Source organism: Mesorhizobium sp. M0045 (genome assembly GCF_040323385.1).
GTDB lineage: Bacteria > Pseudomonadota > Alphaproteobacteria > Rhizobiales > Rhizobiaceae > Mesorhizobium.
The window spans coordinates 57085-79066 of the sequence record NZ_JAMYUY010000014.1 but is presented as its reverse complement, the minus strand read 5'-3'; the positions used below and the strand labels follow the sequence as shown (position 1 = coordinate 79066).

Annotated in this window: 29 protein-coding genes; 11 read left to right on the top strand and 18 right to left on the bottom strand. The window is 62.9% G+C overall.

All coding sequences use genetic code 11. The features are described from left to right. Nucleotides 1–12 precede the first annotated feature (12 nt). The 3 genes from NKJ72_RS21395 to NKJ72_RS21385 all read right to left on the bottom strand — a co-directional run bounded on the left by NKJ72_RS21395 (nt 13) and on the right by NKJ72_RS21385 (nt 1758). On the bottom strand, nt 13–801 hold the full coding sequence (locus NKJ72_RS21395) for a GGDEF domain-containing protein (RefSeq protein WP_254820278.1): 789 nt from the start codon (nt 799–801) through the stop codon (nt 13–15). Nucleotides 802–931: 130 nt separating this feature from the next. Next, complete coding sequence (locus tag NKJ72_RS21390) at nt 932–1231, bottom strand: hypothetical protein (protein ID WP_352479265.1); 300 nt, start codon at nt 1229–1231, stop codon at nt 932–934. 14 nt (nt 1232–1245) lie between these two features. Next, complete coding sequence (locus NKJ72_RS21385; protein ID WP_352479264.1) at nt 1246–1758, bottom strand: DinB family protein; 513 nt, start codon at nt 1756–1758, stop codon at nt 1246–1248. 77 nt (nt 1759–1835) lie between these two features. On the opposite strand from NKJ72_RS21385, the gene NKJ72_RS21380 reads away from it, so the two are divergent. The 5 genes from NKJ72_RS21380 to NKJ72_RS21360 all read left to right on the top strand — a co-directional run bounded on the left by NKJ72_RS21380 (nt 1836) and on the right by NKJ72_RS21360 (nt 5463). Continuing rightward, nucleotides 1836–2546 carry a glutathione S-transferase family protein gene (locus NKJ72_RS21380; RefSeq protein ID WP_352479263.1) on the top strand — a complete coding sequence of 237 codons (711 nt, stop codon included), beginning with the start codon at nt 1836–1838 and terminating at the stop codon, nt 2544–2546. Between the two features lie 287 nt (nt 2547–2833). Continuing rightward, on the top strand, nt 2834–3469 hold the full coding sequence (gene bluB / locus NKJ72_RS21375; RefSeq protein WP_352479262.1) for a 5,6-dimethylbenzimidazole synthase: 636 nt from the start codon (nt 2834–2836) through the stop codon (nt 3467–3469). A gap of 154 nt (nt 3470–3623) precedes the next feature. After that, the gene (locus NKJ72_RS21370) at nt 3624–3920 is read left to right on the top strand and encodes a DUF1905 domain-containing protein (RefSeq protein WP_352479261.1); all 297 of its coding nucleotides are present in this window, start codon (nt 3624–3626) and stop codon (nt 3918–3920) included. Nucleotides 3921–4163: 243 nt separating this feature from the next. Then, nucleotides 4164–4586, top strand: coding sequence for a nucleoside-diphosphate kinase (gene ndk, locus NKJ72_RS21365; protein WP_023677669.1), 423 nt, complete (start codon nt 4164–4166; stop codon nt 4584–4586). Between the two features lie 268 nt (nt 4587–4854). Further along, nucleotides 4855–5463 carry a class I SAM-dependent methyltransferase gene (locus tag NKJ72_RS21360; RefSeq protein WP_352479260.1) on the top strand — a complete coding sequence of 203 codons (609 nt, stop codon included), beginning with the start codon at nt 4855–4857 and terminating at the stop codon, nt 5461–5463. Between the two features lie 75 nt (nt 5464–5538). On the opposite strand, the gene NKJ72_RS21355 is transcribed toward NKJ72_RS21360, so the two are convergent. Together NKJ72_RS21355 and NKJ72_RS21350 are read right to left on the bottom strand one after the other, a co-directional pair. Beyond that, nucleotides 5539–5808, bottom strand: a complete 270-nt coding sequence (locus NKJ72_RS21355) for a hypothetical protein (protein WP_254820285.1) — start codon at nt 5806–5808, stop codon at nt 5539–5541. Between the two features lie 194 nt (nt 5809–6002). Continuing rightward, nucleotides 6003–6770 (bottom strand): YbaY family lipoprotein, encoded by a 768-nt coding sequence (locus tag NKJ72_RS21350; protein WP_352479259.1) that lies wholly within the window; start codon nt 6768–6770, stop codon nt 6003–6005. 294 nt (nt 6771–7064) lie between these two features. On the opposite strand from NKJ72_RS21350, the gene NKJ72_RS21345 reads away from it, so the two are divergent. Genes NKJ72_RS21345 through NKJ72_RS21330 form a run of 4 tightly spaced genes read left to right on the top strand, consistent with a single transcriptional unit; the run spans nt 7065 to nt 9628 of the window. Next, nucleotides 7065–7388, top strand: coding sequence for a BufA1 family periplasmic bufferin-type metallophore (locus tag NKJ72_RS21345; protein WP_352479258.1), 324 nt, complete (start codon nt 7065–7067; stop codon nt 7386–7388). Between the two features lie 26 nt (nt 7389–7414). Continuing rightward, nucleotides 7415–8341, top strand: coding sequence for an MNIO family bufferin maturase (gene bufB, locus NKJ72_RS21340; RefSeq protein ID WP_352479257.1), 927 nt, complete (start codon nt 7415–7417; stop codon nt 8339–8341). Then, nucleotides 8328–9128 (top strand): HvfC/BufC family peptide modification chaperone, encoded by an 801-nt coding sequence (locus NKJ72_RS21335; RefSeq protein ID WP_352479256.1) that lies wholly within the window; start codon nt 8328–8330, stop codon nt 9126–9128. The genes bufB and NKJ72_RS21335 overlap by 14 nt, the downstream gene beginning before the upstream one ends. A gap of 5 nt (nt 9129–9133) precedes the next feature. Next, nucleotides 9134–9628: a DoxX family protein gene (locus NKJ72_RS21330; protein WP_352479255.1), complete on the top strand. Its 495-nt coding sequence runs from the start codon at nt 9134–9136 to the stop codon at nt 9626–9628. 18 nt (nt 9629–9646) lie between these two features. Here the strand turns inward: NKJ72_RS21330 and NKJ72_RS21325 are convergent, their stop codons facing one another. The 5 genes from NKJ72_RS21325 to NKJ72_RS21305 all read right to left on the bottom strand — a co-directional run bounded on the left by NKJ72_RS21325 (nt 9647) and on the right by NKJ72_RS21305 (nt 13928). Beyond that, nucleotides 9647–10117 (bottom strand): molybdenum cofactor biosynthesis protein MoaE, encoded by a 471-nt coding sequence (locus tag NKJ72_RS21325; RefSeq protein WP_254820288.1) that lies wholly within the window; start codon nt 10115–10117, stop codon nt 9647–9649. A 3-nt stretch (nt 10118–10120) separates the two neighbouring features. Beyond that, a complete protein-coding gene (gene moaD, locus NKJ72_RS21320; protein ID WP_254820289.1) occupies nt 10121–10378 on the bottom strand; it encodes a molybdopterin converting factor subunit 1 in 258 nt (85 codons plus the stop codon). Between the two features lies 1 nt (nt 10379). After that, nucleotides 10380–10976, bottom strand: a complete 597-nt coding sequence (gene pgsA, locus NKJ72_RS21315) for a CDP-diacylglycerol--glycerol-3-phosphate 3-phosphatidyltransferase (protein WP_254820290.1) — start codon at nt 10974–10976, stop codon at nt 10380–10382. 100 nt (nt 10977–11076) lie between these two features. Further along, complete coding sequence (gene uvrC / locus NKJ72_RS21310) at nt 11077–13155, bottom strand: excinuclease ABC subunit UvrC (protein WP_352479254.1); 2079 nt, start codon at nt 13153–13155, stop codon at nt 11077–11079. After that, entirely contained in the window at nt 13152–13928 is a 777-nt protein-coding gene (locus NKJ72_RS21305; RefSeq protein ID WP_352479253.1) for an SDR family oxidoreductase, read from the bottom strand. The genes uvrC and NKJ72_RS21305 overlap by 4 nt, the downstream gene beginning before the upstream one ends. 419 nt (nt 13929–14347) lie before the next feature. On the opposite strand from NKJ72_RS21305, the gene NKJ72_RS21300 reads away from it, so the two are divergent. After that, a complete protein-coding gene (locus NKJ72_RS21300; RefSeq protein ID WP_254820293.1) occupies nt 14348–14998 on the top strand; it encodes an outer membrane protein in 651 nt (216 codons plus the stop codon). A 78-nt stretch (nt 14999–15076) separates the two neighbouring features. Here NKJ72_RS21300 and NKJ72_RS21295 read toward each other — a convergent pair whose 3' ends face one another. From NKJ72_RS21295 to NKJ72_RS21285, 3 genes are all read right to left on the bottom strand, one after another. Then, nucleotides 15077–15673, bottom strand: a complete 597-nt coding sequence (locus NKJ72_RS21295; protein ID WP_352479252.1) for a glutathione S-transferase family protein — start codon at nt 15671–15673, stop codon at nt 15077–15079. A 490-nt stretch (nt 15674–16163) separates the two neighbouring features. Further along, nucleotides 16164–16583 (bottom strand): hypothetical protein, encoded by a 420-nt coding sequence (locus NKJ72_RS21290; protein ID WP_352479251.1) that lies wholly within the window; start codon nt 16581–16583, stop codon nt 16164–16166. Nucleotides 16584–17077: 494 nt separating this feature from the next. Beyond that, a complete protein-coding gene (locus NKJ72_RS21285; protein ID WP_352479250.1) occupies nt 17078–17608 on the bottom strand; it encodes a DinB family protein in 531 nt (176 codons plus the stop codon). A gap of 62 nt (nt 17609–17670) precedes the next feature. Between NKJ72_RS21285 and NKJ72_RS21280 the strand changes: the two genes are divergently transcribed. Next, complete coding sequence (locus NKJ72_RS21280; RefSeq protein WP_352479249.1) at nt 17671–18306, top strand: TetR/AcrR family transcriptional regulator; 636 nt, start codon at nt 17671–17673, stop codon at nt 18304–18306. Nucleotides 18307–18344: 38 nt separating this feature from the next. On the opposite strand, the gene NKJ72_RS21275 is transcribed toward NKJ72_RS21280, so the two are convergent. The 5 genes from NKJ72_RS21275 to NKJ72_RS21255 form a co-directional block, all read right to left on the bottom strand. After that, a complete protein-coding gene (locus NKJ72_RS21275; protein WP_352479248.1) occupies nt 18345–19097 on the bottom strand; it encodes a sulfite exporter TauE/SafE family protein in 753 nt (250 codons plus the stop codon). Nucleotides 19098–19222: 125 nt separating this feature from the next. Further along, nucleotides 19223–19675 (bottom strand): hypothetical protein, encoded by a 453-nt coding sequence (locus NKJ72_RS21270; protein WP_352479247.1) that lies wholly within the window; start codon nt 19673–19675, stop codon nt 19223–19225. 124 nt (nt 19676–19799) lie between these two features. Further along, nucleotides 19800–20648 (bottom strand): 23S rRNA (adenine(2030)-N(6))-methyltransferase RlmJ, encoded by an 849-nt coding sequence (locus NKJ72_RS21265; protein WP_352479246.1) that lies wholly within the window; start codon nt 20646–20648, stop codon nt 19800–19802. Next, on the bottom strand, nt 20645–21256 hold the full coding sequence (locus NKJ72_RS21260) for a hypothetical protein (RefSeq protein ID WP_352479245.1): 612 nt from the start codon (nt 21254–21256) through the stop codon (nt 20645–20647). Before NKJ72_RS21260 ends, NKJ72_RS21265 begins: the two co-directional genes overlap by 4 nt. Nucleotides 21257–21260: 4 nt before the next feature. After that, entirely contained in the window at nt 21261–21932 is a 672-nt protein-coding gene (locus NKJ72_RS21255; protein ID WP_352479244.1) for a TetR/AcrR family transcriptional regulator, read from the bottom strand. Nucleotides 21933–21982 lie beyond the last annotated feature (50 nt).

Genomic DNA, 21982 nt, shown 5'->3' with positions numbered 1-21982 from the left:
CCGAAACGACCATCAGTGGACCGTCATCGGGCCGCCGCCCGGCGGGTCGCCCGCTGCCGCGGGTTCGAAACTGACCTGATCGCGGCCGTTCGATTTGGCCTTGTAAAGGTGCTTGTCCGCCACCACGAACATCTCGGCGTAGGTGGTCGGCCCGCTGAAGGCGACGCCGCCGATGCTGACCGAGAGAGGACAGGGCCGGCCGCCAGGCGAGAACTCCGCCTCACGGACGCGTCGGCGAATTGTCTCCGCCACCAGCCAGGACTGCGAAGGATCTGCGCCGGGAAGGAAAACCGCAAATTCCTCGCCGCCGATCCGGCCGACGATATCGGCGCCGCGTAGCTGGCCCTGGATTGTCTTGGCGATCAGCTTGAGCGCCTGGTCTCCGCAGTCGTGGCCGAGGCGGTCGTTGACGGATTTGAAATGGTCGGCATCGACGATCAGCAAGGCGCCGGCATTAACGACAGAATGGCTGCGGGCCTGTTCGAGATAGGCCTCGACGAGCATGGAAAACGCACCCCGGTTGAACACCGCCGTCAGGCTGTCGGTCGCCGCGACGACGGCCAGTGCCTTTTGCGCGATCGCCAGCTGGCGCATTTTCCACATCAGGAAAAAGAAGAACGAGCTGGCCAGGATAAGCGGCAGCAGCAGGTCGGTCAGCTGCGCCCGCCACAGCGCTTCCGGCGACAAATATGGGAAATTGAAGGAATCGACGAGGAATGCGGCTGCAATGCAGACCGCCGTGCCCGCAACGGTAACCGCCACGACCCTGCCCCAGCTCGTCGGGGACAAATCGATCTGCATGCTTTTGCTCCTGCTTCAGCCGGCTACCTTGAAGCAACAGCACAAACGAAGTCCTAAGACTTTGCTTTCAATTCGATCGCAGTCGAAGCGAACCAGCCGTCGAGATGGCGGCCAGATAAGAAGATCGGTCCTAAATCAGCTGCCTTCTGATGCTCATCCGCGTCACCGCGGTCACAAGAATGGCGCCGATCATGAAATAGATGGTCGCGACAATGTCGCCCTGGTGGAAATAATAACCGGAGTTGAGAAGCGCCAAGACCACGGCGAAGAACGCCACAAGGCGCAAGGGTTCATTGGGCATGCGTGCCAATTCTCGCTGTTGCTGCTGAATGCTGCTGGAGCGGCCGCCCTCACGACCGTCCGCTCCATAAAATGTTTTGGCGCGTTTTGCAATCTCGGCGGATCGTCCTCTATCCACCGTCCGCTTCACCAGCCGCCCCAGGTTCAGGCGAAAGCCCTGCCCTCCTCGCTGCGCTGGAACATCGTCAGGTCCAGTCCGAGGCTTGGCTTGCCCAGAATGGTCAGGATCGCATGTGCCTGGCCGCGGTGGTGGGTCTGGTGGTTGAAGAAGTGGTCGAGCGCCGGCGCCAGCCGCTGGGAGACGGTGCGCATATCCGAGACGGTCATGTAGGAGAAGCGGCCCGACAGCGCCTTGTCGCTCAGGCCGTCGACCCAGTCGATGATCCGTTTGTCCTCGGCCTCGCGCGCCAGACGCAAGCCTGGCACGGCGCGGTGCAAGATCGTGTCGAGCCTTGCCGGCGCGTCGCCCTCGCCGGTGAAGCGTTTCATCCAGATACGGTCGGCTGCCAGGAGATGGTTGAGCGTTCCCATCATCGAACCGAAGAAGACGCCGACATTGCGGTCGAACTCTTCCTCGTCGAGATCGGCGGCGGCATCGTAGATGCGGCCGTTGGCCCATTGATTGTAGGCCGCAAACATCCTGAAATGCTGTTTCATTCTTCTCTCGACCTGCGGGACCCTGTTTCGCGCGGGTCTGTTTCGGCCATAGTTAGACTGCAAGGACGCTGCCGCCAATGACCATTCTGCTCTACGACCTTGTTGGACGCGACGCCGCTCGCCCATTCAGCCCACATTGCTGGAAGGCGGCGATGGCGCTGGCCCACAAGGGACTCGACATCGCCAGCGTGCCGACCCGTTTCCTCGAAGTGCCGAAGGTGGAAGGCGGCGTCTCGAAGCTCGTTCCGGTGATCCGCGACGGCGAGACGGTGGTCGCCGATTCCTTCGCCATCGCGCTCTATCTCGAGGAGGCCTATCCCGAGCGGCCGACATTGTTTTCCGGCGACGGCGGTAAGGCGACGGCGCGCTTCATCGAACGCTGGTCGCAGCTGACCATCCATCCCTACGTCACCACCGCGGCGCTACTGGACCTGCATGCCATGCAGGACGAGGCGAATGCCGCCTATTTCCGGCAGAACCGCGAACAGCGCTTCGGCAAGCGCTTGGAGGCGGTTTACGCCACCCGCGACGCCGGGCTCGCCGGCTTCCGCGCCTCGCTGGAGCCGCTCCGCTCGATGCTCGGCTATCAGCCCTTCATTGGCGGCCCGTCGCCGCTATTTGCCGATTACATCGTTTTCGGCGCGCTGCAATGGGCGCGTATCGCCACGCCCTACCGGCTGCTCGACGACAGCGATGTCGTGGCTCAATGGTTCGAACGATGCCTCGATCTGCATGGCGGCCTCGGCCGCACGGTCGCGCCGGCAGCGATCGCACCTCTCGCAAGTTGAGCTCGGCAGCTTCATCGGCAACGCCACATTTTGTTCTTGCTTTGTGCCGGCAGCTATGCTACTAATTTGGGTATGGTGCTGATTCGTACCGACGACCCGCCCGGCTTGCCGAGGCGGGTTTTGTTTGCCGATCAAGGTTCAACGGCGTAGATGACGGCAACGTCGCCCGGCCTCGGCTAAAGTATCCGTTTTGATCAAGGGGTTTGAGGCGCCGCATCACTGCCCGGATCGAAGCAAACAAGACGAAAATCCGGCGAACCGGGCAACCACAACAAAGGCAGCGCGCCATGACCGCAAACCCAGAGTTCCCGGCCGACTTTCGCGCCGGGCTCGCCAAGCTCTTCCTGTGGCGGCGCGACGTCAGGCGGTTCAAGCCGACGCTGCTCCCGGAAGGGGCGCTGGAGCGGCTGCTCGAGCTTGCCAGCGCCGCGCCGTCCGTCGGGCTGAGCCAACCTTGGCGCTTCGTCATCGTCGAGAGCGAAACATGCCGCGCCGCCGTCAGGGCATGCTTCGAGCGCTGCAACGCGGAGGCACTCGCAAATTTTTGCGGTGAACGCGCCGCGCTCTATGGGCGCCTGAAACTTGCCGGCCTGAACGAGGCGCCCTGCCAGCTTGCGGTTTTCGCCGACCGCGCAACCGAGCAAGGGCATGGGCTTGGCCGCCAGACCATGCCAGCCACCATAGACTATTCCGCTGTCATGGCGGTCCACACGATGTGGCTGGCGGCGCGCGCCGAGGGAATAGGCATGGGCTGGGTCTCGATCCTCGACCCGGCCGAGATGGCGACGATCCTGGACGTGCCGCCGGAGTGGACACTGATCGGTTACTTCTGCATCGGCTACCCCAGCGAGAACCACAGCGTGCCGGAACTGGAACGGGAAGGCTGGGAAACGCGGCGGCCGTCTATCGTGACAAGGCGGTAGTGGAATGGCAGCGCTGCCATCCTCCTTGCGGGGAAGAATGACTCCTCCCCAGCAGGGCTGTGGATATCATGGATGGTTCGCCGATCGTCAGCATGCCAGCAAGACACCATGGCAAAGCCGGTCGTGAAGGCCTTGACCTGAGGAAGTGCATAGAATGTTTCGCTACGACATGCAGGCCGAGATCTGGGTCTATCCGGGCAAGGGCGGCTGGCATTTCGTGACCCTGCCGCCGGAGCTTGGAGCCCGGATCAAGACGGCGATGGTTGGGATGGCAAGGCCCTGGGGCTCGCTTGGCGTGGAGGCCGTCATCGGCCAGACCAGATGGCGGACATCGCTGTTTCCCGACAAGAAATCCGGCAGCCTGCTCTTGCCGATCAAGACCGCGGTGCGGGTCCGCGAAGGCCTCGGGGCTGGCGACACGGCCAACCTGACGATCGAGATGCAGTTATGACGACGTCGGGTCAGGCTGACGACGACGCGCTATAGGGCGGCCAGTCGGCCGGATCCAAAGTGGGTACCGGTTGTCGGAAAATCCGATCTCAACAAAAAGATGAGCAGCGGCATGGTTCGACTTGAAAGTCCGCCGCCCCAGCGCAGAAATGCGCGCTGCGCCGGCCTCCCCTTGGCAAGGCGGCGGGCGGCTTGTATAGAGCCCGCCACCCTCAATTCCACTCTCCATCACAAGGACGACCCCATGGCGCTCGAACGCACCTTTTCCATGATCAAGCCGGACGCGACCCGTCGCAATCTCACCGGCGCTATCACCAAGATACTGGAAGATGCCGGCCTGCGCGTCGTCGCTTCGCGCCGGGTGTGGATGAGCCGCCGCGAGGCGGAAGGTTTCTATGCCGTGCACAAGGAACGTCCGTTCTTCGGCGAGCTGGTCGAATCCATGTCGTCGGGCCCGACAGTCGTGCAGGTACTGGAAGGCGAGAACGCCATTGCCAAGAACCGCGAAGTGATGGGCGCCACCAATCCGGCAAGCGCCGCCGAAGGCACGATCCGCAAGCTGCACGCACTGTCGATCGGCGAGAACTCCGTGCACGGTTCCGATGCGCCGGAAACCGCCGCGCAAGAGATCAAATACTGGTTCTCGGATACCGAGATCGTCGGCTAAGCCCGGCATCCGAACCCCATCAAAAAAGGCCGGCGCAACGCCGGCCTTTTTCGCCAAAGCCCGTCGCGTTCGACCGGTCTCATGCGATGCGCTTCAGGTTCTTGTTTTGGTGCATGTCGGTATCGCAAAACCGCTGCACGCTGCTGCGCGACATGCAGTAGCGGACATTTTCAGCTTCAGGCTCCTCGACGGGTCACCGGTGCGTTAAGCTCGGAGGGCGGATCAAACGCCGTCCCGACAATGAGGATTTTGGGGAGCCGACAAGGCCATGACCAGCGCCATTCCCGGCTTCTTCCAGGGCACCGAAATGCCAACCAGCGGCTGGTGGGAATCGCTGTGGCCCGAGCCCGCCAGCGTCCTGGCGGCAGTAGGCATGAAGCCCGGCACGGACGTGGTCGATCTCTGCTGCGGCGACGGCTGGTTCACGCTGCCAATCGCCAGGGTCGCCCGTCATGTAATCGCCATCGACATCGATGCCGATCTGCTCGAAGTCGCAAGGCGGCGGTTGGCCAAAGGCGGCGCGGGCAATTGCGAGTTTGTGGCGGGCGACGCCTATGAGCTTGCCGGGCTGGTGCCTCAGACCGTCGACTTCGTTTTCATGGCCAACGCTTTCCATGGCGTTCCGGACCGGCCGCGCCTTGCCCGCGCCGTGCGCGCGACGCTTGGCCCTGCCGGTCGTTTTGCCATCGTCAACTGGCACCAGTATCCGCGCGAGCAAACCACGGTCCTGGGCGAGCCGCGCGGGCCAAAGACCGAGCTGAGGCTGTCGCCCGAACAGACCACCGCGTCGGTGGAAGCGAGCGGGTTCAAGCTCGCCGAGCTGGTTGATGTGCCGCCCTATCACTATGGCGCGGTATTCAAACTCGCGACGAATTGAGAAATATCGCGTGAGATGCGGCATCGTCGCCTGATACATGTCGCCCGCCGCCCCCTAGCGGCGGGTTCTGTCAGTCTATTTCGCCTGGCGTTCCTTCACGTTCGCATGTTCATTCGCCGCCTCCGTGTCGGTGGACGGGGTCTTGGTCTCTTCACCTGAAAACGGGCTGCCCTGCCCCGGTGCGAGATCGCCGCTATGGCCGGCCTTGTTGGTCTGGAACGGTTGGCTGTCCGCTTTGAGACCGTGGTCAAGAGCATTGACAAGATGGTCGTCCGCCTTGGCAAGGCCGGTAAAGGCAAGGAGCGATGCACCGGTGGCGGCAAGGATAAGCGTGTGCGTTTTCATGTCTGGACTCCTTTGAGTTAAGGCCAGAACGAGCCGCAGCCATTCTGGCGGCTTCAACGAAGGGACAAACGTCCCTTTTGCCTTACCCGCCATTTTATGTGGAACTAACGCGCCCTCTGCCCGGCCTATTCCCGCTGAAACACATCGTGATCGACATGCGGCTGCCGCGCGGGCCAATCGGCGCGGACTAAGCGCTAGCTCGCGGCATTGAAGCGCAGGATGTCGCGGCCATCTTTGTCGGCGATGACAAGCTTGCCGGCGTCTACGTGGTAGGATGCTGCTTTGGCCAGCGCCTCGAACAGCGCCTTTTCCTCGGCCATGACCTGAGGCGCGCAGGCCTTAAAGGTCGAGCCGATGTCGCTGATTGCGATCGTCGATCCGTTTATCCTGGCGGTGGCGAAATAGACGTTGCAAGGGCCGCTGCCGCCGGCCTTGCCGGCTTCGCTGATGCGGAATGTCGCCCGCGGCTCGGCAATCACGCCGATGCCGTCGATATATTCGACCAGCCAGCTTTGGCCGAACACGGAAGGTGCCGCCGGCTCGTCGCCCGGCGCCGCCATTTTCAGCATGATGGTCTGTGGCGCGTCGCTGAGCGGGTCGACCTGATGGCGCGTATCGGCGACGAATAGCAGCCGGTCATCGACAGTGATGCGCGCCTGCAGCGCGTAGGTCATATCAGGCCGGATCACCCGCGGGTCGAAGCTGATCTCGAACTTGATCGGCACCTGGCCGGCCGGCACCACCTTGCGCTCGCCGATGATTGCTGCCGGCGCGTCGGCCAGCGACACGTCTGCAAGCTGCACGGAAAGCACGGCATTGGGCGGCAGCGCGATGCGCTCGCGATACATCACCTCGCCCTTGAGGGTCTTTTCGGCAGCCACGGAACGATCCGGAACGGCAAGTATGCCAACGGCCAGCGGCACCAGTCCGAAGATGAAGAACTCGGCGATCCTGTCCAGCATGATCCTGCTCCCCTTCCGGCAAGGGTTTCGCAGGATTGCGGTCAATGAATGGCCGGCGGCCTATGGGCATGGCTGTCCCAGGAATTTATTTGGACGGCGGGCGCTTCCAGCGGCCCGCCGCCTTGTCGTCGGCCTTCTTGGCCGCTCCGCAAACTCTGTTCAGTCCACGCTCAGCCAAGCCTCAGACGATCACGAATTCGTGTTCCCAACAGAGGTAACACGGCGGGCGTCCGGACCGAACTGACCAATGCACGCTGAGGAGAGTGCGCCTGAAACCCAACCGGAGGTGAAATCATGTCAACGAGATCAACCGTGAGCGCGGCCTTACTGGCCAGCGCCGTTGCCACGGCTCTTGCTTCTTTTGCGACGGCCGCGCCGCTGACCGAGGCACAGGTCAAGGCAGCGATGGATGCTGGCAAGGAGAAGTGCTTTGGCGTCGCCTTGAAGGGACAGAATGACTGCAAGGCAGGCCCGGGGACCACCTGCCAAGGCACCTCGACCGTCGACTACCAAGGCAACGCCTGGAAGTTCGTCGACGGCGGCACCTGCACGACGATGGACCTGCCCGGCGGCCGCAAGGGCTCACCCACCGAGCTGACTCGCGACGTCCCGTCGTAAGCGATGCACCATGCCGGAAAGCGGCGATGACGATGAACGAACCGACTCGTCCAGCATCCCGCACGTCGAAGACCTCGCGCTTTCCGGCGCACCCGGTCGCCGGCCTTGCCGGCACCAGTTTCAAGCATGAGCATCTATCCGCAATCCTCGGCGACGGCCCCGTAAGCGGCTTCTTCGAGGTTCATGCGGAAAACTACATGGGCGCCGGCGGCGCGCCGCACGACGCGCTCGCCCGCATCCGCCGCAATTATCCCGTCTCGCTGCATGGCGTCTGCATGTCGATCGGCGGCCCGCAGCCGCTCGACAAGGTGCATCTCGGTCGTTTCAAGGCGCTGGTCGACCGCTACGAGCCGGCGCTCGTTTCAGAGCATCTCGCCTGGTCGACCCACGACACCACCTATTATAACGACCTGCTTCCCCTGCCCTACACGCCGGCAACGGTTTCGCGCGTGGCGGATCACATCGATGAGCTCCAGGGCGCGATCGGCCGCCTGATCCTGCTCGAGAATCCTTCGACCTATGTGCTTTTTCCGGAATCGACGATGAGTGAGACGGATTTCATCCGCGAGCTGGTTCGGCGTAGCGGCTGCGGCCTGCTGCTCGATGTCAACAACGTCTTCGTTTCGGCCACCAATCACGGCTATTCGGCACGTTCTTATCTCGCGGACTTCCCGCTCGAACATGTCGGCGAAATCCATCTGGCCGGGCACGCCAGGCAGGAGGACGACGAGGGCGACCTGCTGCTCATCGACAGCCATGACGGCCCGGTTGCCGACGCGGTCTGGAAGCTCTTCGATATCGTCATCGGCCGATGCGGGCCACTGCCGACGCTAATCGAATGGGACAGCGACATTCCCGAGTGGCCGGTGCTCAAGGCGGAAGCCGCCGCCGCCCAGGCCATCCTCGACCGTCATGCCGACGACTATTTCGGAAAAGCCCATGCCGCAGGATGAGCTCCAGTCGGGCGATCTCGGCCGCCGGTTTGACTATGCCGCGGCATTCACCGCCGGTTTGCTCGATCCTGACCGTGCCCCGCCTGACTCTGTTTCGGGGCCGAACGGGAAGGCTGCGATCAAGCGATATGCCGTCTACCGCAACAACGTCACGGTCAGCCTGATCGATGCGCTGGCCGCCAGCTTTCCAGCGACGCTGCGCATCACCGGCCCGGATTTCTTTCGCGCGATGGCGCGCTTTCACATCCGCGAAACGCCACCCACCTCGCCGCTTCTATTCGAATATGGCCGCGACTTTCCCGATTTCATCGAGCGCTACGAACACGCGCAGTCGATGCCGTGGCTGGCCGACGTGGCGCGCATCGAGCGGGCCTGGCTCGATGCCTATCATGCCGCCGACGCGAAGGCGCTGTCGGCTGAGGCACTGGCGTCGATCCCTCGCGAGAGGCTTGCCGACACCGTGCTGCGGCCGCATCCGGCGACGCGGATCGCGCGCTCCCGGTTCCCGGCAGTCACAGTCTTCGCGGCAAACCGGAACGACGGTCCTGTTGGGCCGATCCGGGCAACGGGCGCTGAAGATGCGCTGGTCACGCGGCCCGGCCTAGAGGTCTTCGTCCGCCACCTACCACCCGGCGGCGCAATATTTATCTCGCATCTGGTCGCGGGCGAGTCGCTCGGCGCCGCGGCCGCGGCGGCGTTTGCGGAGAGTGCCGAATTCGAGCTTTCCGCCAACATTGCCGGCGTGCTGGAAGCGGGAGCCTTCACGACTGCACATCAGGAAAGGTGACCACGATGAGCGATAGGCAGAACGCGAGCACCGAACCGCGAGGGTTCGCCGCTCTCGTCGAAAGGCTAAATGCCGCCCTGCGCACGATCGCGACGCCATCGCTGACGCAGCTTGTCCTGCGCTGCGCCCTCGCTGTCCCGTTCTGGCGGTCCGGCGTCAACAAATGGGACGGTTTTCTACAGTTGAACGATGTCGCAGTGCTGCTTTTCAGCTCGGAACTCAAATTGCATCTGCCGGGCGGTCCTTATGATTTTCCGGCACCTGCGCTGGTGGCGTTCGCTTCAGGGTCAGCGGAGCTCGTGTTGCCAGTTCTCCTTGTTATCGGCCTGGCGACGCGACTGGCGGCATTCGGGTTGCTGCTGATGACGCTGGTCATCGAGTTCACCGTGCCGGACGGCTGGCCGCTGCACATTACCTGGGCGGCGATGGCGCTTGGCATCATGGCCTGGGGACCCGGCCGGATTTCGCTCGATCATCTGATCGGCACTGACAAAGGTTGAGGGCTCGCGGAAGCCTGGTCAGTCTCGCTTCCAGCGGCTCGCCGCCTTGTCGTCGGCCTCCTTGGCGTCGACCCAGCCGCCTTCGGAACCGTCGCTATGGTGTTCCTTTTTCCAGAACGGCGCCCGTGATTTCAAATAATCCATCAGGAAATTCGCGGCGTCGAACGCCGCCTGCCGGTGGGCGGAAGCGGACACCACCAGCACGATGTTTTCGCCCGGCGCGATCTTGCCGTGGCGATGGATGACGGTGAGCCCCTGCAGCGGCCAGCGCTCGATTGCCTCGCCGGCGATGCGGGATATCTCGGCTTCGGCCATTCCGGGATAATGTTCGAGCTCGAGCGCGGAGAGCCTGCCTTGCTCGTCGCGGCAAAGGCCGGAGAAGGTCACCACAGCGCCGATGTCGTTGCGACCCCTGGTCAGCCTGGCGATCTCGGCGGCGACGTCGAAATCCTCCGCCTGGATGCGCACGACAGGCACCACCGCGGACATGGTTCAGCCACCGGTCATCGGCGGGAACAGCGCGATCTCGCGCGCGCCGGCGATCTTTTCGCGGTGCTCGACATGTTCCTGGTTGATGGCGACGCGGATCACGTCAGGATATTGCAGCGCGTGCTCGTATTCCTCGCCGCGCGATTTCAGCCAGCGCAACAGGTCGGCGACCGTTTCGATGGCGGCCGGCAACTCGACGTCTTCTTCCGGTCTGCCGATCCGCTCGCGCACCCAGGCGAAATAAATGAGCTTCGTCGACATGCTACTCGTCCATGATGTGCTTGAGGCCGGCGCGGAAATAGTCGTAGCCAGTGTAGAGCGTCACCAGGGCGGCGATCCACAGCAGCACCAGCCCGGTCTGGGTGGTCAGCGGAAAGAGCTTGTCGCCGGCCGGGCCCGCAAGCAGGAAGGCGATGGCGATCATCTGGATGGTGGTCTTCCATTTGGCGAGCTGCGTCACCGGCACCGAGACCTTCAAAGCCGCCAGATATTCGCGCAGGCCCGAGACCAGGATCTCGCGGCACAGGATGATGATCGCCGCCCACAGCGACCAGCCGGCGATGCCGGCATGGCGATCGGTGTCGGCGGCAAGCAGCAGCAGGCAAGTGGCGACCAGCAGCTTGTCGGCGATCGGGTCGAGCATCTTGCCGATGTTGGAGGTCTGCTGCCAGGCGCGCGCCAGATAGCCGTCGAAGTAATCGGTGATCGAGGCGAGCAGGAAAATGATGAGCGCCGACCAGCGCGCGAAGTCGCTCGATTTCAGATGCCCCTCCAGGAAGAAGCACAGCACCACCAGCGGCACCGCCAGGATGCGGGCGTAAGTGAGCATGTTGGGCAGGTTGAACGCGCGCTGGGACATGTTTTGGGAACTCTTTCTGCCTGCTTAGTCAAATCAGAAGCGAATGTGGGGGGTCAACAGGCCAGAATCGATTAGCCAGCCGAAATATCGGCAATAAGTCTTAGCTCTCGTGAAAATGATTGTAGACCAGTTTCGCCACCTGTTCGGAAATGCCGTCGACCTTGACCAAGTCCTCGACGGCGGCACGGCTGACCGCCTTGGCCGTACCGAAATGCATCAGCAGCGCGCGCTTGCGGCCGGGTCCGATGCCGCTGATCTCGTCGAGCGGGCTCTTGACCATCTCCTTCTTGCGGCGGGCGCGGTGCGAACCGATGGCGAAGCGATGGACCTCGTCGCGCAGCCGCTGGACGAAATAGAGCACCGGATCGCGAACGGGCAGCGAGAATGGGGCCCTGCCCTTGACGAAGAAGCGTTCGCGGCCGGCATCGCGGTCCTGACCCTTGGCGATGCCGATGGCGACAACGCGATCCTCGATGCCGAGATCGGCCAGGATCTTGCGCACCGCCGTCATCTGGCCCTGGCCGCCGTCGATGAGGATGACGTCGGGCCAGGCGGGGAAGCCGCCCGCGTCCTCGATATCGTCGCCCGGTCCGGTAGGGCTTGCCTCGCCCGCGCCCTCGGTTTGCGGGGCATCGCCATGTTCCTTCAACAGCCGCGAGAAGCGCCGCTGCATCACCTCGCGCATCATGCCGAAATCGTCGCCCGGCGTGATGTCGGTCGAGCGGATGTTAAACTTTCGATACTGGTTCTTCACAAACCCTTCCGGCCCGGCGACGACCATGGCGCCGACGGCGTTGGTTCCCATGATGTGCGAGTTGTCATAGACCTCGATGCGCACCGGCGGCTTTTCCAGGCCGAAGGTCTCGGCAAAGCCAGTGAGCAGCCGCGCCTGAGTCGAGGTTTCGGCCAGCCGCCGGCCGAGCGCTTCGCGCGCATTCTGCAGCGCATTGTCGGTCAGGTCCTTTTTCTCGCCGCGCTGCGGCACCGAGATCGACACCTTGCGGCCGGCCCGGGTGGAGAGCGCCTCCGCCAGCAATTCCTGGTCCTCGACGCCATGCGACAACAGGATGGTGCGCGGCGTCGGCTTGTCGTCGTAGAACTGCGCCAGGAACGATCCCAGCACCTCGCCGGCTTCGAGCGCCGGATCGGCCTTGGGAAAATAGGCGCGGTTGCCCCAGTTCTGGCCGGTGCGGAAGAAGAACACCTGGATGCAGACCTGGCCGCCCTCCTGATGGATGGCGAAGACATCGGCCTCGTCGACGGTCTGCGGATTGATGCCTTGATGGCTCTGCACATGCGACAGCGCCGCCAGCCGGTCGCGATAGATGGCGGCGCGTTCGAAATCGAGGTTCTCCGAAGCCTGCTGCATAGCGGCGGAGATCTCCGTCTTCACCTTCTGGCTGCGGCCGGAAAGGAAATCCTTCGCCTCGGCGACAAGCCTTGCATAATCGCCATGCGAGATTTCGCCGGTGCATGGGCCGGCGCAGCGCTTGATCTGGAACAAAAGGCAAGGCCGGGTGCGGTTCTCATAGAAGGAGTCGGTGCAGCTCCTGAGCAGGAAGGCGCGCTGCAGCGAGTTGATGGTACGGCCGACGGCGCCGGCCGAGGCGAACGGGCCGAAATAGTCTCCCTTGCGCGAGCGCGCGCCGCGATGCTTGTAGATACCGGGCGAGATATGATCGCCGGTCAACAAGATATAGGGGAACGACTTGTCGTCGCGCATCAGCACGTTGAAGCGTGGCCGCAAGCGCTTGATGAGGTTGGCTTCAAGCAGCAGCGCTTCGATCTCGGTGCGGGTGACGACGAACTCCATCGTCGACGTCTCGCGCACCATGCGGCCGATGCGGCTGGTGTGGAACCGGCCTTGCGCGTAGCTGGTGACCCGCTTCTTCAGGCTGCGTGCCTTGCCGACATAGAGCACGTCGCCGTTGGCATTCATCATGCGGTAGACGCCGGGCGCATTGGGCAGCCGCTTGACCAGCGTCTGGATCACCTCGGCGCCGACCATGCCGTCGGCGTCGCCGGCATGCGGGGTCCAGTCGATGGCGGTGAAGGTGACGTCCGGACCGCCGGCCGCAGGCTCGACGACCTCTTCGGCCGCCTCGTCCTCGAGGTCGATTTCGGGCGGCAGGTCGTCGGCGCCACCGCGCGTTTTTTGTTTCTGGTCCATGGGGCTCATTCCGCCATGCCTGTCACATCGGGCGTCTGCCATGCAAGGTGCTGGCCGCCGTCAAGCGCAATCATCTGGCCGGTGACCGAGCGTGCCGCCCACAGATAACGGATAGTGGCACCGAATTCCGGCAATTCCGGGCCGCGTTTCAGGATCAGCCCGGCAATCTGGGCATCGAAATCGCTGTCGTGCTGGCGCGTGTTCTTCAAGGTCGGGCCAGGACCAATGGCGTTGACGCGGATGCGGGGACCCAGCGCCTGCGCCATCATCTCGGTCGCCGCCCACAATGTCGACTTCGACAGCGCATAGGAAAAATAACGCGGCGTCGGGCGCCAGACGCGCTGGTCGATCATGTTGACGATCAGCCCCTCACTGTCCTGCGGCAAAGCCCGGGCGAAAGTCTGCGTCAACAGCGCCGGCGCCTTGACATGCACGGCGAAATGGCGATCCCAGGCCGGCCAGTCGAAATCCTCAACACTGTCGTGCTCGAACAGCGAGGCGTTGTTGACCAACAGCGACACCGGCCCGAGCGCCGCCGCCGCGCGGCCGACTAGGTCGCCGACCGCGTTCATGTCGGTCAGGTCGGCAGCAAACACTGCGGCCCGGCCATGTCGACCAAAATGACCACTGTTGATTTCGGCCGCCAGTGCCTCCGCCTCGGCCAGCGAGCGATTGCAGTGAATGGCGACGGCAAAACCATGCCCGGCAAGATCTTCGACGATCGCCCTGCCGATCCGCCTCGCCCCGCCCGTCACCAGTGCCGTCGCGGCGACCTTGCTCATCTGTCAATCCTTAATCCGATGCCGATTCCAACCTGCCGGGATAGCGCCGGCAAATTATGGCCCGCCAAGCGTTAAATCCCATTTCCACCTGGGGCAAGATTGTGGCAAAGTGGCCGGTGGGCGTTCTGGTTCGACCGGAATTCGGGCCAGCCCGTCCGCAATATAGGGCGCTGGAGCCCTTATACCAAGCCGTGTGCAGTGCAGCACGGCGAACCTGCTGACATTCGCTGTTGCGAAGATGCAACGTCAAGGTTCTGCCTCATTCGTGCCAGGGAATGACCCAAGTTCAGGTTCGCTTCAGCCGCATTTCGACACGACATTTGCAACCGTTGAACGCCGGATCCGTTTCATCCCCCGGACGGGTTGAGGGCGCTCATGAAAAACAAGCCTGTGTCCTGTGGCTTAAGGAGTAAAGAACAATGCAAGCCAATCTTAAATTTGCGCGACCGCTGGCGGTGGCGTTTGGGCTGTTCGCCCTCGGCGGAACTGCCTATGCCGCGGACGTGGTTCAGGAAGAGCCGCCGGCACCTGCCCCGATTGCAGAACTTCCGGTCGCATCCTGGGCCGGTCCCTATGCCGGTGTGAGCGTCGGCTACGGCTTCGCCGGCCATGCCAAAGCCAAAGACATTGGCGTCGACGTCGACACCAAGGGTTTTGTCGGCGGCGTCTTCGGCGGCTATAACTGGCAGCAGGAGAACTTCGTCTACGGTGCCGAAGCCGATATCGGCTACAACGGCGTCAAGGGCGACGATGCCGGCATCGAGGCCAAGGGTGGCTTCGAGGGCTCGCTGCGTGCCCGCCTCGGCTATGCCGTCAGCCCGGACATCCTGCTCTACGGCACCGCCGGTGGCGCGCTGAAGAACCAGAAGATTGAAGCTGCCGGCGTAAGCGACACCAACACGCAGTTCGGCTGGACAGCCGGCGTCGGTACCGACATCAAGATCACCGACAATGTGTTCGGCCGTGTCGAGTATCGTTACACGGACTTCGGCAGGAAGGACTTCGACGGTATCGGCAAAGTCAAGTCGACCGACAATCGCGTCACTTTCGGCGTCGGTATGAAGTTCTAAGTCGTCCAAGCCACGACACGAAAAAGCCGGGCCTCGCGCCCGGCTTTTTTTTGTGGCACCGGTTGAGGCCGCCCGCCTTCAAGCCGGGATGGCGGGCTTCAGTTCCGGGAACTTCTCGTCGAAGCGTGCCGCCCAGCGCGTCAGCCGGCCGCGGCCCTTTTCCCATTTTCCGGCGAAGCGCAGCGAGAGATAGCCAAGGCAGGCGCGCAATGCGATCTGGCCGAGGGTGATTTTCTTCGGCAGCTTCGGCGGATTGGCGTTGAGCAGATCGAGCGCGGCCGAAATCTTCGTCCACTGGCGCTCGAGCCAAGGCTGGTAGACCATCTCTTCCGGCCGCGTGCGCCGCTCATAGACCATCGACAGCGCGCAGTCGCAGATACCGTCGGCCAATGCCTCCAGCACCTCCGCCTCAAGGCGCCTGTCGGGATTGCGCGGAAACAATGCGTTCTTCGACATCCGGTTGAGATGCTGGGTGATGGCGCGGCTGTCGTGGACCGAGCGGCCGTCATCGAGCACCAGCACCGGGATCTTGCCGAGCGGATTGGCGCCGATCAGTTCGGCCGGCCTTTCCTCGGTCTTTATCGGCACGAGATCGACCGCGATGCCAGCATAAAGTGCTGCCATGCGCACCTTGGAACTGTAGGGGGAAGTAGACGCGTAGAGCAGTCTGGGCATTGTCGATTCCGGTTTGCCGGCTACCGCTCCATATGCCCCGTTGGACGCGCAAAAGGACGCGGTAGCATTGTGACTTCGCGCATGACCCTCACCGAAAATCGATTCCGACAGGGGCTCGTGCGTGGGCACTGTTGACCGATCATGCAGGGTTCAGCAACGGCCAGAGGCGGAAAACCGCGCCGCCAGCGTACATCCATTGTCTCTACGTCAATCGCGATGCGATAAGCCGCAGTGCGGCGGCAGACGCGAGCGGGTCGGACAATCCAAATCCGATTGGCTACCAACTCGGCCTTGCACCGAAGGTTGGCCTTTGGCAGCCACAAAAATCCCACCGGACTTCGCCGCATGGCGAAGCCCTGGGAGCTGCGAAAAGACGTCTTCCTCCCGCCACTTTCTCGTTCTGCCCGACCGTCAACCAAGAAGCGAGGCGCCTGTCCGGCATCCCGCCCTGACTGTCTTGAGTATTGTCCCCACGGTAGCAGGGCGGCGACTACTTCTTGGCCTTCGCCTTTGCGGGCGCTGCCTTCGGCTTGGCCGCGGGCGCTGCTTTCTTCACTGCCGCAGAAGATTTCGCAGCGGCGGCCTTTGCCGGTGCTGCCTTCTTCGCAGCTGGCTTCGCCGCGGCCTTTGCAGCCGGCTTCTTGGCCGGTGCCGCCTTCTTTGCGGGTGCAGCCTTGGCCGGTGCTGCCTTTGCCTTGGCAGGCGCTGCTTTCTTCACGGCCGGTTTTGCCGCGGCCTTGGCGGCCGGCTTTTTGGCCGGCGCTGCTTTTGCCTTAGGCGCGGCGGCCTTCGCTTTGGCAGCGGGTGCCGCTTTCTTCACAGCAGTTGCGGCCTTTGCCGCGGCTGCTTTTGCTGGTGCTTTCTTTGCCGGTGCCTTGGATGCCGGCGCCTTGGATGACTGCTTAGCCATATCATGCCCCTTCCGTTGTGCCGACGGCCGTTATTGACCCGGCGCGCATTGCATATCTGACTCGCGGCTTGCTAGCCAGCGAAGCATTAGAATGATTTTTGCAGCTTAAGTTTCGGTTACGGCGAGCGCACGACCATTTTACCCGCGCAAAAACCGGCTGCGAATCTTTGTCTCCCGCAGTGAAGTTCTGCGACAGAAATTCTGGCCGCTCTATCTCGACCGGTCTTCTCGTCAAGCTCATGACCTTTTCGACCAGCTTTGCGCTTCAACGTCCGACGCTCAGCGCGAACATTGTCCAGAACGAAGGCGGTCGCCCGCCTCGTCTTGTTTGAAAAGATAAACTACAGGTAAGTAGGAAGCAACGCGACGAGCACGCCGCTGCACTATCTTGCACGACGCGATGAAAGTAAGCAGACAGCTCACATTTCTGAAGGACAGGATATCGTTCGATAGATCCGGTCGAGCCGACCGCGTGATCGAAAGCGCTTGGCCGTTCAGGCGCCGAGCGGCTCACGGCTCATCTGCAGCCGGCGCGAAGGCTCGGCCCTGTGGAGATGGACGGCGAAGGTATCCCATGGCGGCATGACGGAGATCTGTGCCAGGATGCGCCCCGCTTCACCGCGATGATAGCCGCCGTGTGGTACGACGTGGGTCAGCATTTCCTGTCGCGACATCAATGCCTTATCCCCGTCGGTGAACACGAAGGCGACGGGCTCGGACAGCTGCCGCGACGAAACGGTTTCGAGATAATCGAGATACCAGCGATCGGTCGCTGCGACCGCGGCGCGAAGTTCGTCGAACGCCGGCGTGTCCTCATTGGTGTCGGCGGAGTAGCCATGGCTTGCCTCAACCAGGTGCGCCGAGAATATCCGCGACACCACATGGCTGTGATCGACGAGCCGTATCACGGCCTGCCGTTCCTTGCCGTGAACATGCGGGTCGAGACTCGCGAGCTTTTCCAGCAGTTCGTCATTGGCCCAGGCCTGATAGGCAAACAGGCTGCGAAGCAGAGCGAGCGCACTCATGGTCGGTGTCCTTTTCCGGAAATGCGAGTATGTTGTTTATATTTTCAGGAGACTGAGCGGGCGTGTCTACTCGCATTGCAAGACCGCATCCGCGCATGCGCAAGCAGCCGCGCCAGGCGCGTTCCAGGGCAACCGTCGAGGCGATCATCGAGGCAGCGGCTCATGTTCTGAGCGGGCTGGGCTGGGCCGGCTTCACCACCAACAAGGTGGCCGAGACAGCAGGTGTGAGCATCGGCACGCTCTACCAGTATTTTCCCGACAAGCTCTCCCTGCTCGCAGCCGTCCGGCGCCGTCACTTCGATCATGTGCTGTCGGTCATTCGCGATTCGGCGGAAGACCAAAAGCCGCTCAGGACGTTCGCGCAGGAGCTGGTGCGCGGCATGATCGCGGCACACAGCATTCACCCGACACTACACCAGGTGCTGCTCGACGAGGCGCCGGGCGATCGCGGCTCCAGGGCCGCCCATGCTTCGTTCCAGGCACAATACCTCAATCACTATGCGACTGCTGTCGCCAGTTATCGCAAGCCACGGAAAGGCGCCGACACGGAGGCCGTGGCGCGCGTGCTGTCGTCAGCGATCGAAGGTGTGATCCACAACGCGGCACGCCGGAACATGCTCGCCGCGCCGGAACTGCAAAAGCAACTCGTCGAACTGATCTGCGCCTACCTATCGGGAGCGGGCCGTACCGGTCGATAGCGCATAGCACAGCGGAAGTCGGGATTTCTGTGTTTCGTTCAAAGCCGGCTTATGAGGTGCGGCAGGGACGATGCCAACAATGCCGCACCTGATGCGGCCAAGAGTGTGAGGACGATCTTTCGAAAAGTCGCCTCGGTAACGCCGATGTAGAGTCTCGCGCCAAGGAGTGTCGGTATCAACATCGCCGGCGCGACGACGGCAAACATTGGCAGCATTTCGAGCTTGACCTTTCCGGCCGCAAGATAGGCGGCCATCGTCATGGAGAGGGTCACAAGGTTGAAATTCTGGATGACAATACGCTGCCTGTCCTTTTCCCATTGACGCAGCACGCACCACAGCGTTGGAACCGGGCCGGTGAAGCCGCCAAGTCCACCCATGATGCCGCCGACCAGACCTATTGCACCGTCTGCAACAGGACCCCCGACCGTGATGGGAGGGAGGCGACGCGCAAAGAGCATCAAGGGACACCAAACGACCAGCAGCGCGCCGAAGACCAGCTTGAACAACTGCACATCCAGCAAGGGCAGGATGGCGACACCGACCGGAATCCCTATGGTCCCGCCGATCAGGAAGGGCAGCAGAAGCCTGAGGTCGAAACCCCGGCGGACGGTGACGGCAGCGATGATCTGACCGGTGAGCGCCCCAAAGACCGCCATGGCAGCAGCCAGCTGGGGCTCCACGGTCCAAACCCAAATCGACATGGCAACCAGGCTGAAAGCGAACCCGGAAAGCCCCTGGACGAAGCCTGCAACGACCGCGCCGAGAGCAACAGTATAAACAAGCAAATCCATGTGGTGCTGTTTCCCCGCAAACTCGTGACAGCAGATCGCGCTTCCCGCGAATGCTGCGCCGCATGGAAACGGTAACGGTCGATCAGGTGGCCGGTGCTAAAAAGTCGGAATCAGCGAGTGCGCGATCAGCGCAGGACGCGGCAGCGGCCGTTGTAGACCATCCAGCGGTCGAAGCCCGACACGCAGAATTCGACATTGTCGCCGATCGAGGCAAAACCCTGGCCTTCCTCGATCAAGTACCAGATGGTGCGGGCGCGACCGTCGGAGAGGCTGACGGTGGCGCCGCAATAACGGCGACCGATCGGCCAGATGTCGTCGGCCGGCAGATAGCGATGCTGGTGGATGCGCTGGAAGTCGACGATCTGCACATCCGGCAGATGCGGCACGTGATGCACCTGATAGGAGAAGTGGTCGGTGATTTTGTTCAGCACCCAGGCCTCGCCGCACACGCCGCTGTCCTCGTCGGTATAGATTGCAAGGTCGGCGGCCTGCACCGCCTGAGTAACGCCGAGAGGCGCAGCCAGCGGCGTGCAAACGGCGAGCAGTGCGGCAAGGGCGGATTGGGCGAAGCGAGTCATGGCAGCCTCTCAAGGTCGACTGCGCGCAGTGTGCGGATTCGCTGACGCGCGGTCAAGCGGTTGTAGCGACTATGGTTGTGGTGACGCGGTTGCACTGAGGGAACGGCAAGGACCGCATCTCAAACTACTCTCCCGCCAGCCAGTCCAGCGTCCAATGCGATGGCTGCTCGACAGCAAGCAGCCGGTGCAGCGCCGGCAGCAGCGTCCGCAACTCGCCCTCCAGGGTGAAGGGCGGATTGACCACCACCATGCCGCAGCCATCGAGGCGCGGCTCGACGGAGGCCGGCCTGATCTCAAAACCGATGTCGAGCAGCCTGGGAACGCACGTCTGCTTCAGCGCCTTGCGGAAGGCGGCGACCGCCTTGCGGTCCTTGAGCGGATACCAGAGCGCGTAAATCCCTCCTGGCCAGCGCCGATGGGCTCTTTGCAGCCCGTCGACCAAGCGACCGAACTCGCCCTCTTCCTCGAAAGGCGGATCGATGAGGACGAGACCGCGCTTCTCCTTTGGCGGCAGATGCGCGCCGAGCGCCAGCCAGCCGTCGAGCTCGATCACCCGGGTCTGGAAGTCGCCGTCAAACAGCGACTTCAGCCTGGCGGCATCCTTAGGATGCAACTCGACCGCCGACAGCCGGTCCTGCTTGCGCATCAGGTGCCGGGCGATCAGCGGCGAACCCGGGTATTTTGTCACGCCGCCGTCCGTATTGAGCGAGCGGACGGCTTCAAGATACGGCACCAGCAGTGCTGCCGCCGGCGCATCGAGGGCCGCATCGACCAGCCGGCCGATGCCGCCTTGCCATTCGCTGGTCTTTTGCGCTTCGGTCGAGGACAGATCGTAACGGCCGATCCCGGCATGGGTGTCGATGACCCGAAACGCCTTGTCCTTCTGCTTCAGATATTCGATCAGCCGGCTGAGCACGACATGCTTGACGACGTCGGCGAAGTTTCCGGCATGGTAGGCGTGGCGATAGTTCAATTGGAGCCCCTGCCCCAGCGAGGCGGTGGCGGCTGCGAATTCGGATTTTCCGGCCGGCGGCCGCCGAAACGGAATGCCAGCACCAGCCCGGCCAGGCCGGCCGCCATCAGGGAAAAACCGACCGGTCGCGCCCGGCGGTCGACCTCGCCGGCAGCCGAGCGCAGGACGAGATCGACGGCCCGCATCGGAATGCCCTCGGCGTCGCCTGGACCAACGGTGAAAATATAGGGGCCGGCGGTAACCGTCGGGATCAGGCCGGCCTCGTCGCGAAAGATCCTGTCCGGCAGTTGCGGACTGACCTGCCGAGGATTGTCGGAATGGTTGAACTGCAGCGTCGAGGCAAGCACCGTCCTGCCGCCGGTGGCGACAGTGAGGGTCAACACGGTGCGCTGCTGCGAGACGATACGCTCGGCTCTTGCCGTTAGGTCGACCAGCACGCGTAGCGGCCCGTCGCGTGCGCTCAGGGCCACCGTCACTGGCTTGAACCGGCCCTGGTCGTAAACCCTCCAGGTGCCGATCTCACGGCCGGAGAAATTGGTCATCGCCCAGGGATAGACGACGCCGATGCCGGTGCCGATGAGCAGTATCACGGCGAACAGAGAGCGCATGAGGTCAAGACCCGGTATTCGGCGCGCTGGTGCCGTCGCGGGCGCGCTCCATTTCGTCCAGGAGCATGTCAAGGCCGAGATCAAACGTCCGGTCGAATTCGGCGGTGCCGAAATAACGCCCGGCCGCAGCTACTTTTGGAAAATCCTGCGCCAGTTGCTCATCGCTGACCGTGGTCACGGCCGAAGGCCCCTTCGCATAGTCGGCAGTCTCGTCGAGGATGGCACCCATCAGATAATAGCCGGTGGTACGGAACAGCCGCGCACCAAGTTCCGGTCCGAAGCCGCCGGCCTCGAACAGGCCGAGGATGCCGTTCAGCCACGCAAGGCAGGTCGGCGAGTTCATCCGGTAGGTAACGAAGAAGCTGGCGAAAGCCGGGTGCTCACGCGCGACGCGGCGGAAATCCTGCACGGCGATGCGCAACCTTTGTCGCCAAGGTAGGTCCGTGTCGGGCATTTCGAGAGAGCCGATCAGCCGGTCCACCAAGGCTTCGAAGAGATGCGCCACCGAAGGAAAGTGGTGATAGATGCTCATCGCCTCGCAGCCGAGTGCAGTCGCTAGCTTGCGCATCGAAAAACCGGCGAGGCCCTCGCTCTCGATCACCTTCAAAGCGGCAGCCTCGATCATCTCGCGAGACAGTCTACCGCGCGGTCGCTTTTTTTTGATCGATGTGTCCATGGTGCCGCTTGACAACTTACACTGTAAGGTTCATTTTCGACATTACCTTA

Coding starts and splice junctions, on each gene's coding strand:
- NKJ72_RS21395 (WP_254820278.1), bottom strand. CDS start 801: ATGCAGATCGATTTGTCCCCGACGAGCTGGGGCAGGGTCGTGGCGGTT.
- NKJ72_RS21385 (WP_352479264.1), bottom strand. CDS start 1,758: ATGAAACAGCATTTCAGGATGTTTGCGGCCTACAATCAATGGGCCAAC.
- NKJ72_RS21380 (WP_352479263.1), top strand. CDS start 1,836: ATGACCATTCTGCTCTACGACCTTGTTGGACGCGACGCCGCTCGCCCA.
- bluB (WP_352479262.1), top strand. CDS start 2,834: ATGACCGCAAACCCAGAGTTCCCGGCCGACTTTCGCGCCGGGCTCGCC.
- NKJ72_RS21370 (WP_352479261.1), top strand. CDS start 3,624: ATGTTTCGCTACGACATGCAGGCCGAGATCTGGGTCTATCCGGGCAAG.
- ndk (WP_023677669.1), top strand. CDS start 4,164: ATGGCGCTCGAACGCACCTTTTCCATGATCAAGCCGGACGCGACCCGT.
- NKJ72_RS21360 (WP_352479260.1), top strand. CDS start 4,855: ATGACCAGCGCCATTCCCGGCTTCTTCCAGGGCACCGAAATGCCAACC.
- NKJ72_RS21355 (WP_254820285.1), bottom strand. CDS start 5,808: ATGAAAACGCACACGCTTATCCTTGCCGCCACCGGTGCATCGCTCCTT.
- NKJ72_RS21350 (WP_352479259.1), bottom strand. CDS start 6,770: ATGCTGGACAGGATCGCCGAGTTCTTCATCTTCGGACTGGTGCCGCTG.
- NKJ72_RS21345 (WP_352479258.1), top strand. CDS start 7,065: ATGTCAACGAGATCAACCGTGAGCGCGGCCTTACTGGCCAGCGCCGTT.
- bufB (WP_352479257.1), top strand. CDS start 7,415: ATGACGATGAACGAACCGACTCGTCCAGCATCCCGCACGTCGAAGACC.
- NKJ72_RS21335 (WP_352479256.1), top strand. CDS start 8,328: ATGCCGCAGGATGAGCTCCAGTCGGGCGATCTCGGCCGCCGGTTTGAC.
- NKJ72_RS21330 (WP_352479255.1), top strand. CDS start 9,134: ATGAGCGATAGGCAGAACGCGAGCACCGAACCGCGAGGGTTCGCCGCT.
- NKJ72_RS21325 (WP_254820288.1), bottom strand. CDS start 10,117: ATGTCCGCGGTGGTGCCTGTCGTGCGCATCCAGGCGGAGGATTTCGAC.
- moaD (WP_254820289.1), bottom strand. CDS start 10,378: ATGTCGACGAAGCTCATTTATTTCGCCTGGGTGCGCGAGCGGATCGGC.
- pgsA (WP_254820290.1), bottom strand. CDS start 10,976: ATGTCCCAGCGCGCGTTCAACCTGCCCAACATGCTCACTTACGCCCGC.
- uvrC (WP_352479254.1), bottom strand. CDS start 13,155: ATGAGCCCCATGGACCAGAAACAAAAAACGCGCGGTGGCGCCGACGAC.
- NKJ72_RS21305 (WP_352479253.1), bottom strand. CDS start 13,928: ATGAGCAAGGTCGCCGCGACGGCACTGGTGACGGGCGGGGCGAGGCGG.
- NKJ72_RS21300 (WP_254820293.1), top strand. CDS start 14,348: ATGCAAGCCAATCTTAAATTTGCGCGACCGCTGGCGGTGGCGTTTGGG.
- NKJ72_RS21295 (WP_352479252.1), bottom strand. CDS start 15,673: ATGCCCAGACTGCTCTACGCGTCTACTTCCCCCTACAGTTCCAAGGTG.
- NKJ72_RS21290 (WP_352479251.1), bottom strand. CDS start 16,583: ATGGCTAAGCAGTCATCCAAGGCGCCGGCATCCAAGGCACCGGCAAAG.
- NKJ72_RS21285 (WP_352479250.1), bottom strand. CDS start 17,608: ATGAGTGCGCTCGCTCTGCTTCGCAGCCTGTTTGCCTATCAGGCCTGG.
- NKJ72_RS21275 (WP_352479248.1), bottom strand. CDS start 19,097: ATGGATTTGCTTGTTTATACTGTTGCTCTCGGCGCGGTCGTTGCAGGC.
- NKJ72_RS21270 (WP_352479247.1), bottom strand. CDS start 19,675: ATGACTCGCTTCGCCCAATCCGCCCTTGCCGCACTGCTCGCCGTTTGC.
- NKJ72_RS21260 (WP_352479245.1), bottom strand. CDS start 21,256: ATGCGCTCTCTGTTCGCCGTGATACTGCTCATCGGCACCGGCATCGGC.
- NKJ72_RS21255 (WP_352479244.1), bottom strand. CDS start 21,932: ATGGACACATCGATCAAAAAAAAGCGACCGCGCGGTAGACTGTCTCGC.